This is a genomic window from Cupriavidus sp. OTU4054 (assembly GCF_038440175.1).
In the GTDB taxonomy this organism is placed as follows: domain Bacteria; phylum Pseudomonadota; class Gammaproteobacteria; order Burkholderiales; family Burkholderiaceae; genus Cupriavidus; species Cupriavidus pauculus_D.
This window is the reverse complement of record NZ_JASATF010000006.1, coordinates 26727-41189: the sequence shown is the minus strand read 5'-3', so window position 1 is coordinate 41189 and position 14463 is coordinate 26727. Positions and strand designations below refer to the sequence as shown.

Below are 14463 nucleotides of genomic sequence, written 5' to 3'. Positions count from 1 at the left end.
AAGGAGGAAGGCCTATGAACACGATGGCAAATCAACCCGCCGCAACGGCTTCGCATCGAAAGCCGGATGTGCAGTGGACAGGTGGGGAGGAGCATTGGACCACCCGCGACGGCGGCGTCGATCTCTTCATGTGGCGCAAGCCGCCGACGGGCAACCAGAAGGCGGCGGGCACGATCCTGTTCGTGCATGGATCGTCCATGGCCGGACAGCCCACTTTCGACCTGCATGTGCCGGGGCGACCCGACTCGTCGGTCATGGACTGGTTTGCGGCGCAGGGTTTTGACACGTGGTGCGTCGATAGCGAAGGCTATGGCCGATCCAGCAAGCATCGCGACATCAACTTCGACATCGCGAATGGCGCGGCCGACCTGGCCGCGGCCACGACGTTCATCACCGCGCATACGGGGGCGGAGCGATTCCTGGTCTATGGCATTTCGTCCGGTGCGCTGAAGGCGGCGCTGTTCGCGCAGCAGCATCCCGAGCGCGTCGAGCGGCTCGCACTGGATGCGTTCGTGTGGACCGGAGAGGGCAGTCCCACGCTCGAGGCGCGGCGCAAGCGGCTCGACGAGTGGCTGAGCAAGAATCGGCGCCCCATCGACAATGCGTTCGTGCACAGCATTTTCAATCGCGATCACCCAGGCACCGCGGACGATGCGACCGTCAACGCGTTTGCCGATGCCATCCTGACGCTGGACGACTCGGTGCCCACGGGCACCTACGTGGACATGTGTTCGAAGCTGCCGATCGTGGATCCCGCAAAGATGCCGATGCCGACCATCGTGATGCGCGGCGAATACGATGGCATCGCGAGCGAGGAGGATCTCCTCGAATTCTTCCAGCTCCTGCCCAATCGCGACAAACAGTTCGCGGTCATGGCGGGCATTGCCCACGCCAGCTTCCAGCAGAAGAACTACAAGATGGTCTATCACATCCTCCGTTCGTTCTTCACGCAACCGGCGCCGGTCTATCGAACGACTCACTCAACCTCTGGGAAGTAATATGCGTATCGGTGTAATCCTCAAAGATGGCGCCCGTCGTGTCGGCGTCGTGTCCGGCGATGGGAAGTCCATTCGCCCGTTCATGCTCGCCGCCGATCAGGCCCAGCGTGGCGCACTGGCCGTGATCGAGTATTCGATTGCGAACGGTGGCGAACTCCCTCCGCTCGAACCACACAGTTTCGATCTGCGTGAGGCGAAGCTGGAAGCGCCGTTGCCGGTTCCGCGCCGCAACCTCTGGTGCGTGGGACGCAACTATCGCGCCCATGCCAGGGAGCTGGAGACGACGGTGTTCAAGGACAACGCGCCGGACCCGGCGGCGTGGCCCATCTTCTTCACCAAGGCGCCGGAGACGGTCATCGGGCCGAACGATACGGTGAAGTTGCCCGGCCCATTGTCGGCGCAGATCGACTATGAGGCCGAACTGACGATCGTGATCGGCAAGGGCGGCAAGAACATCTCGCGTGAAGAGGCCATGGGCCACGTCTATGGCTACACGATCGTCAACGACGTGACGGCGCGCGACGTGCAGATGCGCCATCAGCAGTGGGACCTCGGCAAGTCGTTCGACACGTTCTGTCCGATGGGCCCGTGGATCGTGACCGCCGACGAGCTCGATGGCACCAACACGCGCGTGCGCTGCTGGGTCACCACGGCGTCGGGCGAGCGCGAACTGCGTCAGGACGCCGTGACCACGGATCTGATCTTCGACATCCCCACGCTGATCGAGACCTGCTCGCGAGGCATCACGCTGTATCCCGGCGACGTCATTGCCACGGGCTCTCCGGCCGGGGTGGGCATGGGGATGACGCCGCCGCGCTACCTCCAGGAAGGGGACAGTGTGCGAATCGAGGTAGATGGCCTGGGCGTGATCGAAAACCGGTTCGCCTAGACCGAACGGCGCGAGATGGGCGTCCTGGCGGCGGACATCTCGCGTGTGGCGGCCTTGCCGAACAGGTCCACGAAGGCCCTTGCCGGTTCGGTTAGCGGCGAACCGCGGCGTTTGAGCACCTGAAGGGAGCGCGTGATCTGCGGACCGATCAATGTCCGCACGACCGCGTTCATCGACAGCGCGAGTCCCTGGACGGTGGAGGAGACGATGGCGACCCCAAGTCCTTCACCGGCCAGGACGACGGAAGTCATGTGATTGCCTGTCTCGAAGGCAGGCTGCAACGGCTCCTGCATGCTCGCGAACGCATCCTCCGCGAGCATCCGGGCGACACTACCCGGCGTATTGACGATGATGGGCAGACCGACGAGATCGGACCAGCGAACGCGCGGAAGCTGCGACAACGGATGATCGGGGGTGTGGGCGACGCAGAGCTGGTCACGGCCGAGCGGGAGGCTTTCCAGTTCCCCGTTGTCGGCGGGTTGGAACGTCATCGCAAAGTCGGCGCCTCGCGTGTAGACGTGGTGAACCAGTTCGTCGCCGACGCACTCGCGAAAGCTGACGTTCACCGTGGGGTGAGACGCCTGGAACTGTGACAGCACTCCCGGAAGCACCGTCGACGCAAGGAGGGGTGGCAGCGCGACGGTGATCCGACGGACCGCTTGCTCGGCAAGCTGCTGGCTGTTGTTCAGGATCGTCTGGGCGTCCTGCAGCATTCGCTCCGCGATGGGAAGGAGGCCTCTTCCGGAGGCTGTGAGCGTGACGCCGCGCGCGTTCCGTTCGAACAGCTGGACCGAAAGCCGGGTCTCGAGCTTGCGTATCAGAATGCTGAGGCCGGCCTGGCTCAGATGCATTTGATCGGCCGCGCGCGAGAAGCCGCCGAGCCGTGCCACGCGCGCGAACGCATCCAGCTGGTGAAGGTTGAGGTGCATGGGTCGGGCCTCAGCGCGCAAAGGTAGCCGCATAGCGGCGAAATTCGCCGGACAACGTCATGGAATGGTTCACGAGCCCTCGTATGTAGGGCAGACGTGCCTGCTCGTACTGCTTCAGCAGCACGTCCATGGGCATCGAGGGCGCGACCCCTGCCAGCAATCCGGCAAGGTATGCCGCATCTTCGACGCCCGTGGCGTAACCGCTTCCGGTCATGGGAGAGAGCACGTGCGCGGCATCGCCGATGATCGCCAATGGCCCCGATGCCAGCCGGTCGGGACGGTACTCGGCGATCGGTGCGCCGCGCATGGTGCCGGCCGCGCGCACCCCCGCGGTCACGGCGTCGACCCACGGGTCGGGCCAGACCCGCGGAGCGAGCCGGGCGAGTTCGTCTCTGACATCGTCACCGATAGCGTCGGCGCCGAGCGTTCCGACCACATACCCGTCTTCGGTCAGACAATGCGTGCGCCGGAGGAGCGCTTCCCGGCCGGCATCGAACCAGGCGAATGTCACCTGCCGTTGGCCAGGATCGAGCGATCCGTCACGTCCGGGAAGCACCGCGGCGACGAGGCGGTACCCTTGCGAGAATTCGATCCATAGGCCGCCATTGGAAGGCCAGTCCACCGGCGATGGCAGCATCTTCTCTTCGATCAGTCCTCGCCAGACGATGTAGCCCGCGTAACGCGCATGCGGCAGCTCGGGCGCGATCGCACGGCGGACCGTGCTGCGGTAACCATCGGCACCGATGACCGCATCGGCGGACAAGGTGGAGCCGTCGGCGAGCACTACCGTTGCCTTGTCATGCCCGGACTCGACCGCGCTAACGGTCATGTTTTCCATCAGCGTAATGCCCGGGGCCTCGCCGGCACGATCGCGAAGCCAATCGTACAAGGCTGGCCAGGCCGTCAGATGCCGGTCACGATAGGCGCGCACAACGGGCAGTTGCGGCGCCGAACGCGGATCGCAGCCGACGGCTGCCGCAATGGATGCGAGGTTCACGCTCAGATTGTCGCCACCATGCACTCTTCGCTCGGCGCGCTCCAGCACGCGAACGGGTACGCCATGCTTTGCGCAGGCGAGGGCGAATGTCAGCCCCGCGAGGGAAGCGCCGACGACGATGATGTCTCGATGGGAAGATGCCATGCTCCGCGCCATTGCCGGCCAGTCTTTGATTGGATGATCTGTCGATTGACGCAAAACTATGCGAGAGTTGGCGGGCGGTCAAGCGATTTATATAATGATCTGCACAGAAATAAGGGCGCCGATGAACGTGACCGTCGATAGGGGATAGAATGCGGGCCTCTCTCAACGAGGCCCGACTCATGTCCATGGAAATCCTGTCGCGCGCGGCGGCCCTGCATGGCGCCGCCGTGGCGAGCATGAAGGATGCCGTTCCCACCGACCATCCGCGCACCATTGCCGGGTATCAGTGCGCGCTGATGTCCGTCGAGCATGCGACGGGCGCCGTGGCGCTGCTCACGATCGGCATGCCGAACGCGGCGCTGGCGCTGTTCCGGCCGCAGTTCGAGAGCCTGATGCGCTGTGTCTGGCTGCTGGAGGCGGCGGACGAGCGGTGGGTGCGCCAGTATCACGCCACCGGGGATGCCGCCGGGAACACCGACCAGGAGGCGCCCGGCCTGACCGTCATGATCGATGCGCTGCTTGCGCTCGACGACCCGCGCAGCAAGGACATCGTCGATCACCTCGGCGAGTACCGGTCGCGGGCATTGCGCGCCGCGAACGGGCTCACGCGAGGCGGCATACGCCCGATGTCGCGATCCGGCAACGCGGCCGCGGACGCGGAGGTCGAGGATATCGTGCGCTGTGCCAATGGCCTCGTCTGCCATGCCGCGCAGATGGCCGCGCTGATCTCGACCGATCCGCAGGCGAACCTTCCCGCCGTGCAGGCGTTGCGCGCCGAATTCCGGGACTGTCTGCCCGGTTGACCGCCCGCCCGCGCATGCGTCCTATGGTATGGTTGTCGTTTCGAGGACTTGCACCGGTGATGCCTATGCGTCACCGATAAGTGGGCGGGGAGTGATCCAGCGTGAGTGATCCGAAGCAAGATTCGGCGAAGCAAAAAGCGCGAGGCACGCTGCAGGCGGAAAAGGTTGCGACCAGCCGGGCGTTGCGGCTGAGCGTGCCGCAGGAAGCGCGGCCCGCGCCCGTCAACCGGAAAGACTGGCTGCGCCAGCGGAAAGAGCAGTTGCAGGCGGCCAGGCTGGCCGCGCGGCAGCGGCGCGATCTGCTCAAGGCGGAGATCCTGTCCGTGGCGCAGGATATCGCGCGCGAAGAGCGCGCGGCGGCGCGGCTCGAAGCCGAACGCCAGAAAGCCGAACAGAAGTCCGATCAGACCCATGCGCGCGAGGACGCCCGCGCGGCCGCCAAGTTCGAGCGCGGCCAGTCGGCACGCAAGACATCCACGACATCCACGACATCCACGCAGTCCGGGCGCAAGACCCTGTCCAACGAGAAGCGCAAGCTCGTCTCGTTCGCGGATTTCGTGCGCCTGCGCCGCTGAGCGGCGGCCGCCGCCCAAAGCATTCAACTCGCCTCCCAAAACTCTTAATTCGCTTTCCGCGCGGGGCGCGCTACGCTGCCCATGACAACCGTTGCGGTTGCCAATGGGAGTCATGCGTTGCCCGATCTGGCCGATATCGTCATGCCGTCACCGCCTTCCTGGTTTCCGGGGACGGTGGGGTGGCTCGTGCTGGCCGTCGTCGTATTCGCGCTGGCCTCCTGGCTGGCGTGGCGCGGATGGCGGCACTGGCGCGCGAACCGGTATCGGCGTGAAGCGCTCGCGGAACTGGCGCGGTTGCGGGCCGACCTGCATGAGGAAGGGGCGGCTCGCGCGCGCGCGTTGATGGCGCTGTCGGCATTGCTCAAGCGCTGCGCGCTGGCCGCATGGCCGCGCGTCGAGGTGGCGGGTCTGGCCGGCGAGGCATGGCATGCGTTCTTGCGCGCGCATGCGGGCAAGGCCGCCGATGCGATGGCGCCATTGCAGGCGCTGATCGACGCCGAGTACCGCGACGCATCGGTGCTTGCGGCGTGGCCGGCCGCGCGCGCCGATGAGGTGGCGATGGCCTGCCGGCGATGGATTGCCGGGCATCGGGTGCCGTCCGCATGATCGCGCTCGCTTATCCGTGGGTGCTTGTTGCACTGGTGCTGCCGTTGCTCGTGTGGTGGCTGCTGCCGCCGTATCGGGAATCGAGCGCGTCGGTGCGGCTGCCTTATTTTGGGGAGGTAGCCAGTGCGGCGGGATTGCAGCCCGCGACGGGCGCGCATGTGCCGCATCGCAATGTCGCGCAGCGCGTGCTGGCGCCGGTGGCGTGGGGGCTGATCGTGGTGGCGCTGGCGCGGCCGCAGTATCTGGAGCCGCCGGTCTACAAGACCGAACCCGTGCGCGATCTGCTGCTGGCGCTGGATCTGTCGCAGTCGATGGATACGCGCGACTTCCGGAACCCGGCCGGGGCGATGGAAGCGCGCGTGCAGGCCGTGCGGGAGGTGGTGGGCGAGTTCGTGTCGCATCGGCCGGGGGATCGCATCGGGCTGATCGTGTTTGGGGATGCGCCGTATCCGCTGGCGCCGTTCACGCTCGACCATGCGCTCGCGCGCACGCTGATTGGGGACATGGTGCCGGGCATGGCGGGCGCGAGCACGTCGATGGGCGACGCGATCGGGCTTGGCATCAAGATGTTCGAGCACAGTCAAGCCACGGAGAAGGTGCTGATTCTGCTGACGGACGGCAACGATACCGCGAGCAGGATGCCGCCGCTGCAGGCGGCCGAGATTGCGAGGGCGCGGGGTGTCGTCGTGCACACCGTGGGCATCGGCGACCCGGCGGCGACGGGCGAGCAGAAGGTCGATCTGGAGACGCTGCAGCGCATTGCCGCGGCAACCGGGGGCCGATATTTCTTCGGCGCCGACCAGAATGCGCTGGCGGCGATCTATGGCACGCTCGATCGCGTGACGCCGCACAAGGTGCGAACGCTGAGCTGGCGGCCCCGACGCGAACTGTTCATGTGGCCGCTTGGGGCGGCGGTGTTGTTGCTGGTGGCGTATCAGCTGTCGATGGCCAGCTACGCGCGCTGGATCGCCCGCACGTCAGCGCCTGCCGCGAGCAAGGGGGCGGTATGACCGAGGCGCCCATCGCGCTCGCACCAGCCCGCCGCCCGCGACCGCGCCGGCTGTCGGCCGCCTACGCCGTGCGCCGGACCGCGCGCCGGCTAGCGCAAGCGGACCTCTCGCGAGCCCAGTTCTCGCGGCTGCGCTGGCCGTCGGCCGACAACGTCGCGCGCGGGATCGCCCGCACGTCAGCGCCTGCCGCGAGCAAGGGGGCGGTATGACCGAGGCGCCCATCGCGCTCGCACCAGCCCGCCGCCCGCGACCGCGTCGGCTGTCGGCCGCCTACACCACGCGCTGGCTGTCGGCGGCCCACGCCGTGCGCCGGACCGCGCGCCGGCTAGCGCAAGCGGACCTCTCGCGAGCTCAGTTCTCGCGGCTGCGCTGGCCGTCGGCCGCCTACGCCACGCGCTGGCTGTCGGCGGCCCACGCCGTGCGCCGGACCGCGCGCCGGCTAGCGCAAACGGACCTCTCGCGAGCCCAGTTCTCGCGGCAGCGCTGGCCGTCGGCCGACAACGTCACGCGCGGGATCGCCCGCACGTCAGCGCCTGCCGCGGGCAAGGGGGCGGCATGACCGACGCCATCGGTGCCCTCGCGCAGTTTCACTTTCTGCGGCCCTCGTGGCTCCTGCTCGCACTCGTCGCAGCATGGCTCCCCTGGGCCGTGCGTCGGCACGGCGACGTGCGTCGCCGCTGGCGCGGCACCATCGCCCCGCATCTGCTCGACGCGCTCGTCGTCGGCGAGCGCGGGCGGCTTGCCGTGCGGCCCGTGCATCTGGTCACGCTGCTGCTCGCGATCGCCGCCATCGCCCTGGCGGGCCCGACATGGCAGCGCGAACGGCCGCCGTTTCTTGCCGACAAGGCCCCGCTCGCCATCGCGGTCGACCTCGCCCCCACGATGAACGCCATCGACGTCACGCCCACGCGGCTCGAGCGCGCCAAGCTCAAGATCCGCGCGCTGCTCGCCCATCGCGACGGTGGCCGCACCGCGCTGTACGCCTACGCCGGTTCCACACACCTCGTGTTGCCCCTGACCGACGACGCCGCGCTGCTGCAAACCTTTGCCGACGCGTTGCAGACACGCATCATGCCCGTGCCGGGCAAGCACACCGCCCAGGCCGTGCGGATGATCGCGACAGCCATGGCACGCGAGCCGATACCGGGCACCATCCTGCTGCTGACCGATGGCCTCGAACCCGGCGCGGCCGACGCGCTGCGCCAGCGCGACAAACGCACACAGGTCGTGGCACTGGTCATCGGCACCCAGGACGGCGGTCCGCTGAAAGAGGGCGACGGCACCGCGCCCGGTCTCGACCCGGCAACGTTGCGTGCCCTGCGCGACGCCGATATTCCCGTGACGACGATCACACCCGACAGCGACGACGACGTGGCATGGGTCCAGCGCCATATCCAGTCGCATATGGCACAGACCAGTGCCGAAGACACGCTGCGCTGGCACGACGCGGGATGGCCCCTGACGGTACCGATCGCGTTGCTCGCATTGCTATGGTTCCGCAAGGGCTGGACCATCCGCTGGATCGCCGGCGCGCTGCTGACCGTCGCCATCAGTGCCCCGCACGATCCGCTGCTTGCGCAAGCGGACACCGCCATACGGCCGTGGCGCTTCGCGGACCTGTGGCTCACGCACGACCAGCAGGGGCGCCGCGCATTCGAACAGGGCGATTTCACGCGGGCGGCCACGCTGTTCGAAGATCCGATGTGGCGTGGCGTCGCCTACTATCGCGCCGGAAAATTCGCCGAAGCCGCGCGCGCGTTCGAGAGGGTGTCCACCCCCGAAGCGCAGTTCGATCTCGGCAATGCCCTCGCGCAGCAGCAGAAATATCGCGAAGCCATGGCGCGATACCGGTATGCCCTGCAGCAGCGTCCGGGCTGGCCGCCGGCGCAGCAGAACCTCGCGCGGATGGAGGCCCTGCTGAAGCAGCAGGAGCAGAAGCAACAGGGCGAGGAAGAACCGCCGGACCTGAAGCCGGACAAGATCGAGATCGATCCCGGCAAGCCCCCGCCGCCGCCGGGCGGCGACAAGATGCAGCAGGGCCTCGTCCAGCAAAACGCGGACATGTGGATGCGCGCGATCCAGACGTCGCCCACCGAACTGCTTGCACGCAAGTTCGCCCTGCAGCAGGGCAAGCCATGACGCGGCGCTGGCTGGCGGGGCTCGCATGGGTAAGCCTGACCGTCGCGGCCCATGCGGCGGACGACGCGAAGGTGGACGCGAAGGTGGATGCAAAGGTCGAGGTGAAGATCGTCGGCAGCCAGCCGGCCGTGGTCGGTCAGTCGCTGCAGGTGGAGGTCACCATCCTCGCGCCGAACTTCTTTCTTTCCGCGCCCACATTTCCCACGCTGCGCGTCCCCGGCGCCGTCATCACGATGCCCGACGAGCGCGCCATCAACTCGACCGAGATGATCGACGGCACCAGCTACGCCGGCATCCGCAAGACCTACGTGCTGACGCCGCAGACGCCCGGCGATATCGCGCTGACATCCCCGGACATCGCCTTTACCTTCGCGGGCGATGACGGCAAGCCGCGCAATGCGCGCGTGACATTGCCGCCGACGACGTTGCATGTCGGCGGCCAGCAGGCCGCGGCCGCGCAGACGAGGCCCAATGCCGCGACGCTGCCCGCGGTGCCCATCGAGATCGCACAGCAGTTCGATCACGCCATCGACGGCAAGGCGGGGCATCTCAAGGCCGGTGACGCACTGGTGCGCACGATCACGATCTTCGCCCCCGGCACACCCGCGATGATGATCGCGCCGCCGACGATGGACCCCGTGCGCGGCGCCAAGCAGTACCGCGCCGATCCGCAACTCGCCGATGGCGCCACGCGCGCGGGCACGACAGGCGGCCGTCGCATCGAGACGGTGACCTATGTGTTCGAGGCCAGCGGCAAATACCGGCTGCCGGCCGTGTCCGTGGCGTGGTACGACGCGGCAAGCGGCAAGGCGATGCAATCGTCTGCCCCGGCGGTAACGATCGACGTCGGCCGCGCGGGCCCCGGCGTGGGGCCGAGCCCTCCGGGGGCAACGCTCGCGCGGCTGTCGCGCTGGATCGACCGGCTGGACCCGCGCGTAATGGCCGGCGCGGCGGCCGTCGTGGCGTGCCTGGGCGTGTTTGCCTACGCATATGTCCGCTGGCGCCGGCGCGACCCCGCACGCTGGCATGCCATGCGCCGCCAGATTGCCGCCTATCGCGCCGCATCCCGCGCGCGCGGACGCCTGCCGCCGCTCAATCCCTAGCGCGCACAAATTCATTCAGATCAGCTACGGAAAGATTGCATTCCGTTCGGGGCGGGTCGCTGCGCATACTGGGTGGGATTGCCCGCGTATGGAGCAAGGAGTGCCAATGGGAAAACGACAACCCGGCCGAACCGCGGCCATCGCGCCCGCAGCGTGGCGACGCCGCATCGTGGGGCCCGCGCTTGTGCTCGGCATGGCGGCGGCCGGCGCGGGCGCGGCGTGGTGGTTCGACGCCGTGCCGCACGCCTCGGCAGGGGCCGCATCCACACGTGCCATCGCGCCCGGCGATGGTGTAACCGGTCCGCGCGGCATGGTGCACGTACCCGGAGGCGACTTCCTGATGGGCAGCGACCACAAGATGAGCCAGGCCAACGAGCGCCCCGCGCACAAGGTGCATGTCGATGGCTTCTGGATGGACCAGCACCACGTCACCAATGCCGAATTTCGCAGGTTCGTGGCAGCCACGCAGTACGTGACCACAGCGGAGCGCGTACCCGACTGGGAAACGATGAAAGTGCAGCTGCCACCGGGTACGCCGCGTCCGCCCGACAGCGCGATGGTGGCGGGCGCCCTCGTCTTCGTCGGCACGAACGGCCCCGTGCCGCTGCGCGAGTCCTCGCGCTGGTGGCGCTTCGTTCCCGGCGCCGACTGGCGGCACCCGGCGGGCCCGGGCAGCTCCATCGAGGGCAAGGACGATCATCCCGTGGTGCAGGTCTCGTACGAGGACGCGCAGGCCTACGCCAGGTGGGTCGGCAAGCGACTGCCGACCGAGGCCGAATGGGAGTTCGCGGCGCGCGGCGGGCTCGAGCAGGCGACCTATAGCTGGGGCGACCGCTTCGCCCCCGACGGCCGGCAGATGGCCAACGTCTGGCAGGGCCAGCAGGCACAGCCATTTCCGGTGGTCAGCGCCAAGGCCGGCGGCGCGCTAGGGACCAGTGCGGCGGGCACGTTTCCCGCGAATGGCTACGGGCTCTTCGACATGACCGGCAATGCGTGGCAATGGGTGGCCGACTGGTACCGCGCGGACCAGTTCCGGCGCGAGGCCGTCGCCGGCAATATGCCCCGCAATCCCGCCGGTCCGGCCGATGCGTGGGATCCGAGCGAACCCGGCGTGCCGCTGAACGCGCCGAAGCGCGTGACGCGCGGCGGGTCGTTCCTCTGCAACGAGGACTTCTGCCTCAGCTACCGGCCCAGCGCCCGCCGCGGCACCGATCCGTACACGAGCATGTCGCATCTCGGCTTTCGGCTGGTGATGGACGAGCGCCGATGGGCAGAGATGCGCGCGCAGTCCGCGCTGGCCATGCAGGCCACGAGGCCAGTGCCATGAGCGGCGCGCGCGTGGCGCGACGCGTGACCCTCCCCGCGCGGCACCTTCGCCGGCTCGGCAATCTGCTGGCGGGCGTGACGTTCGTGGCGATGCTGCTTGCCGCATTGAGCGGATGCGCGATCCCGCCCGATGGCGGCGCGGCCGGCGCGTCGCCGTCGGCCAGCGCCACCTCCGCGGCCAGTGCGCTGCCATCGTGGCGCGACGACACCGCACGGCAGTCCATCGTCCGCTTCGTCGACGCCGTGACGAAGCCCGGCACCGCCGACTACGTGGCGCCCGCGGACCGCATTGCCGTGTTCGACAACGACGGCACGCTGTGGAGCGAGCAGCCGCTGTACTTCCAGTTCTATTTCCTGTTCGATCAGGTCCGCGCGGCCGCGCCACGGCATCCCGAATGGCGCAACGATCCCGCGTTCGTCGCGCTGATGGCCAACGATATGCCGGCGCTGATGCGGCAGCAGGAGGCGCTGCTGAAGCTGGTCTCCATTGCCAATAGCGGCATGACGGTGGACGAGTACGACGCGACGATCCGTGCATGGCTCGCGCAGGCGCGCCATCCCAGGTTCGGGCGGCCCTATACGGACCTCGTCTACCAGCCGCAGCTGGAACTGCTCGACTATCTGCGCGCCAACGGCTTCAGGACGTACATCGTCTCCGGCGGCACGCGCGAGTTCATGCGGCCCTGGTCGGAGCGCGTCTATGGCATTCCGCCGGAGCAGGTCATCGGCTCCACGCAGGCGGTCAAGTACGAGGTCCGCGACGGACAGCCGGCGCTGGTACGCGGACCCACGTTCGAGTTCATCGACGACGGTCCGGGAAAGCCCGTCGGCATCTATCACCAGATTGGCAAGCGGCCGATCGTTGCGGTCGGCAACTCCGACGGCGACCTGCAGATGTTGCAGTACACGATGGCCGGTGCCGGCGCGCGCCTGGCCGTGCTCGTGCATCACGACGATGCCGAGCGGGAGTTCGCGTATGACCGCCAATCGAGCGTCGGCAAGCTGGACAAGGCGCTGGACGAAGCCACGGCACGTGGCTGGACGGTCATCAGCATGAAGCGGGACTGGGCACGTATCTATCCGTTTGCACAACCGTGAAAACTCGACGGGAGTCTTCGATGATCTCAACTTCGTTCCCTCAATCCGCGCGGGCGGGTGCCGCGGCGCTTTGCATCGCGATGCTTGCATTGAGCGGCGCATTGGGTGGCTGCAAGAAGGCCGATGACAACAAGGCGGAGCAGGCCGCTCCGGCACCGGCGGCGCCGCCGCCTGTTGCGACCGCCCCCACGCCGCCCGCCGCCCCGACATCGGAGGCGACCCCGGCACCGGTCGCGCCGCCACCGGCCGGCGCTTCGCCCGTGGCCGCCGCGCCTGCAAGCGCCCCGGCTGGCCGGGGTGGCAAGCCCAATATCCTCGTGATCTTCGGGGACGACGTGGGGATCGGCAATATCAGCGCCTTCAGCCATGGCGTGGTGGGCTACAGAACGCCGAACATCGACCGCAGCGCGCGCGAAGGGATGATGATGACGGACTACTACGCCGAGAACAGCTGCACGGCGGGGCGTTCGACGTTCATTACCGGGCAGACGGTGTTCCGCACCGGCATGTCGAAGGTGGGCTTGCCCGGCGCGCCCGTCGGGCTGCAGGACCGCGATGTCACGATCGCGCAGGCGCTGAAACCGCTCGGCTATGTCACCGCGCAGTTCGGCAAGAACCACCTCGGCGATCAGGACCGGTTCCTGCCCACGAAGCATGGCTTCGACGAGTTCTTCGGCAACCTCTATCACCTGAATGCCGAGGAAGAGCCCGAGCGGCCGTACTGGCCGAAGGACAATCCCGACTTCCTCAAGTTCTATAACCCGCGCGGCGTGCTGCACAGCACGGCGGACGGCAAGATCGAGGACACGGGGCCGCTGAATCGCAAGCGCATGGAGACGATCGACGACGAGACCACGGGCGCGGCCGCGCAGTATATCCAGAAGCAGGCGCAGGCAAAGCAGCCGTTCTTCGTGTGGATGAACTTCACGCGCATGCATTTGTTCACGCACGTCAGGCAGGAATATCGCGGCAAGGCGGGGCTGGGCATGGGGCACGAATATGCCGATGGCATGTGGGAGATGGACCAGAACGTCGGCAAGCTGCTGAAGGTGCTCGATGACACCGGCATCGCGAACGATACGATCGTGATCTTTACCACCGACAACGGGCCGAACTTCTTCACCTGGCCCGATGCCGCGAACACGCCGTTCCGCAGCGAGAAGGACTCCAACTGGGAGGGCGCGTTCCGTGTGCCGGCCATGATCCGGTGGCCCGGCAGGATCCAGCCCGGGTCGATGACCAATGGGCTCATGTCGGGGCTCGACTGGTTCCCCACGTTACTTGCGGCGGCGGGCGATGGCGATGTCAAGGACCGGTTGCTGAAAGGCGCGAGCCTCGGTGGCAAGAGCTTCAAGGTCCATCTGGACGGATACAACCAGTTGCCGTTGCTCACGGGCCAGACGACGAAGAGCGCGCGGGACGAGTTCTACTATTTCAACGACGACGCGGAGCTGGTGGCCATGCGCTACGACGTGCTCACGCAGGGCGCGACCACGCCCACGGCGTGGAAGGTCGTGTTCTGCGAGCAGCGGGAGCGGGGGTCGATGATGGTCTGGAAGGAGCCGTTCACGTGCCTGCGCGCGCCGAAGTACTTCAATCTGCGGATGGATCCGTACGAGCGCGCGGACACGGGGCCGACGAACCGGTATCACGATCTCGAGACCGAGAATCCCTACCTGTTCATCGAGGGCAACCGCCGCGCGATCAATTTCCTGCAGACCTTCGTCGACTATCCGCCGAGCCAGATTCCGGCGAGCTTCACGATCGACCAGGCCAGCGAGAAGATCAAGCGGCAGGTCGCGGATCAGATGGCCAAGGGCCAGCAACCACAGCAGAAGAAGTAGGC

Annotated in this window: 14 protein-coding genes; 12 read left to right on the top strand and 2 right to left on the bottom strand. The window is 67.5% G+C overall.

Features of this window, described 5'->3' with window-relative positions:
* The first annotated feature begins 14 nt into the window (after positions 1-14).
* On the top strand, positions 15-998 hold the full coding sequence (locus AAHB16_RS09495) for an alpha/beta hydrolase (RefSeq protein ID WP_223851744.1): 984 nt from the start codon (positions 15-17) through the stop codon (positions 996-998).
* Position 999: 1 nt separating this feature from the next.
* Positions 1000-1887, top strand: a complete 888-nt coding sequence (locus AAHB16_RS09490) for a fumarylacetoacetate hydrolase family protein (RefSeq protein ID WP_342050708.1) — start codon at positions 1000-1002, stop codon at positions 1885-1887.
* On the opposite strand, the gene AAHB16_RS09485 is transcribed toward AAHB16_RS09490, so the two are convergent.
* A complete protein-coding gene (locus AAHB16_RS09485; protein WP_191002378.1) occupies positions 1884-2816 on the bottom strand; it encodes a LysR family transcriptional regulator in 933 nt (310 codons plus the stop codon). The genes AAHB16_RS09490 and AAHB16_RS09485 overlap by 4 nt on opposite strands.
* A gap of 10 nt (positions 2817-2826) precedes the next feature.
* Positions 2827-3957 carry an FAD-dependent monooxygenase gene (locus AAHB16_RS09480; RefSeq protein ID WP_342050707.1) on the bottom strand — a complete coding sequence of 377 codons (1131 nt, stop codon included), beginning with the start codon at positions 3955-3957 and terminating at the stop codon, positions 2827-2829.
* 179 nt (positions 3958-4136) lie between these two features.
* Between AAHB16_RS09480 and AAHB16_RS09475 the strand changes: the two genes are divergently transcribed.
* From AAHB16_RS09475 to AAHB16_RS09430, 10 genes are all read left to right on the top strand, one after another.
* Complete coding sequence (locus AAHB16_RS09475) at positions 4137-4760, top strand: DUF6988 family protein (RefSeq protein WP_342050706.1); 624 nt, start codon at positions 4137-4139, stop codon at positions 4758-4760.
* Positions 4761-4861: 101 nt separating this feature from the next.
* Entirely contained in the window at positions 4862-5335 is a 474-nt protein-coding gene (locus AAHB16_RS09470; RefSeq protein ID WP_342050705.1) for a hypothetical protein, read from the top strand.
* Between the two features lie 81 nt (positions 5336-5416).
* Positions 5417-5941, top strand: coding sequence for a DUF4381 domain-containing protein (locus AAHB16_RS09465; RefSeq protein ID WP_342050704.1), 525 nt, complete (start codon positions 5417-5419; stop codon positions 5939-5941).
* Positions 5938-6951, top strand: coding sequence for a vWA domain-containing protein (locus tag AAHB16_RS09460; protein WP_342050703.1), 1014 nt, complete (start codon positions 5938-5940; stop codon positions 6949-6951). The genes AAHB16_RS09465 and AAHB16_RS09460 overlap by 4 nt, the downstream gene beginning before the upstream one ends.
* A gap of 304 nt (positions 6952-7255) precedes the next feature.
* Positions 7256-7510, top strand: a complete 255-nt coding sequence (locus AAHB16_RS09455; RefSeq protein ID WP_342050702.1) for a hypothetical protein — start codon at positions 7256-7258, stop codon at positions 7508-7510.
* Positions 7507-9090 (top strand): vWA domain-containing protein, encoded by a 1584-nt coding sequence (locus tag AAHB16_RS09450; RefSeq protein WP_342050701.1) that lies wholly within the window; start codon positions 7507-7509, stop codon positions 9088-9090. The genes AAHB16_RS09455 and AAHB16_RS09450 overlap by 4 nt, the downstream gene beginning before the upstream one ends.
* Positions 9087-10193, top strand: coding sequence for a hypothetical protein (locus AAHB16_RS09445; RefSeq protein ID WP_342050700.1), 1107 nt, complete (start codon positions 9087-9089; stop codon positions 10191-10193). Before AAHB16_RS09450 ends, AAHB16_RS09445 begins: the two co-directional genes overlap by 4 nt.
* Before the next feature lie 106 nt (positions 10194-10299).
* Positions 10300-11520: a formylglycine-generating enzyme family protein gene (locus AAHB16_RS09440; RefSeq protein WP_342050699.1), complete on the top strand. Its 1221-nt coding sequence runs from the start codon at positions 10300-10302 to the stop codon at positions 11518-11520.
* Entirely contained in the window at positions 11517-12617 is a 1101-nt protein-coding gene (locus AAHB16_RS09435) for an HAD family hydrolase (RefSeq protein ID WP_411859871.1), read from the top strand. The genes AAHB16_RS09440 and AAHB16_RS09435 overlap by 4 nt, the downstream gene beginning before the upstream one ends.
* 20 nt (positions 12618-12637) lie before the next feature.
* Positions 12638-14461 (top strand): arylsulfatase, encoded by a 1824-nt coding sequence (locus AAHB16_RS09430; RefSeq protein WP_446718078.1) that lies wholly within the window; start codon positions 12638-12640, stop codon positions 14459-14461.
* Positions 14462-14463: the final 2 nt, after the last annotated feature.

Coding starts and splice junctions, on each gene's coding strand:
- AAHB16_RS09495 (WP_223851744.1), top strand. CDS start 15: ATGAACACGATGGCAAATCAACCCGCCGCAACGGCTTCGCATCGAAAG.
- AAHB16_RS09430 (WP_446718078.1), top strand. CDS start 12,638: ATGATCTCAACTTCGTTCCCTCAATCCGCGCGGGCGGGTGCCGCGGCG.
- AAHB16_RS09445 (WP_342050700.1), top strand. CDS start 9,087: ATGACGCGGCGCTGGCTGGCGGGGCTCGCATGGGTAAGCCTGACCGTC.
- AAHB16_RS09450 (WP_342050701.1), top strand. CDS start 7,507: ATGACCGACGCCATCGGTGCCCTCGCGCAGTTTCACTTTCTGCGGCCC.
- AAHB16_RS09440 (WP_342050699.1), top strand. CDS start 10,300: ATGGGAAAACGACAACCCGGCCGAACCGCGGCCATCGCGCCCGCAGCG.
- AAHB16_RS09480 (WP_342050707.1), bottom strand. CDS start 3,957: ATGGCATCTTCCCATCGAGACATCATCGTCGTCGGCGCTTCCCTCGCG.
- AAHB16_RS09465 (WP_342050704.1), top strand. CDS start 5,417: ATGACAACCGTTGCGGTTGCCAATGGGAGTCATGCGTTGCCCGATCTG.
- AAHB16_RS09475 (WP_342050706.1), top strand. CDS start 4,137: ATGTCCATGGAAATCCTGTCGCGCGCGGCGGCCCTGCATGGCGCCGCC.
- AAHB16_RS09460 (WP_342050703.1), top strand. CDS start 5,938: ATGATCGCGCTCGCTTATCCGTGGGTGCTTGTTGCACTGGTGCTGCCG.
- AAHB16_RS09485 (WP_191002378.1), bottom strand. CDS start 2,816: ATGCACCTCAACCTTCACCAGCTGGATGCGTTCGCGCGCGTGGCACGG.
- AAHB16_RS09490 (WP_342050708.1), top strand. CDS start 1,000: ATGCGTATCGGTGTAATCCTCAAAGATGGCGCCCGTCGTGTCGGCGTC.
- AAHB16_RS09435 (WP_411859871.1), top strand. CDS start 11,517: ATGAGCGGCGCGCGCGTGGCGCGACGCGTGACCCTCCCCGCGCGGCAC.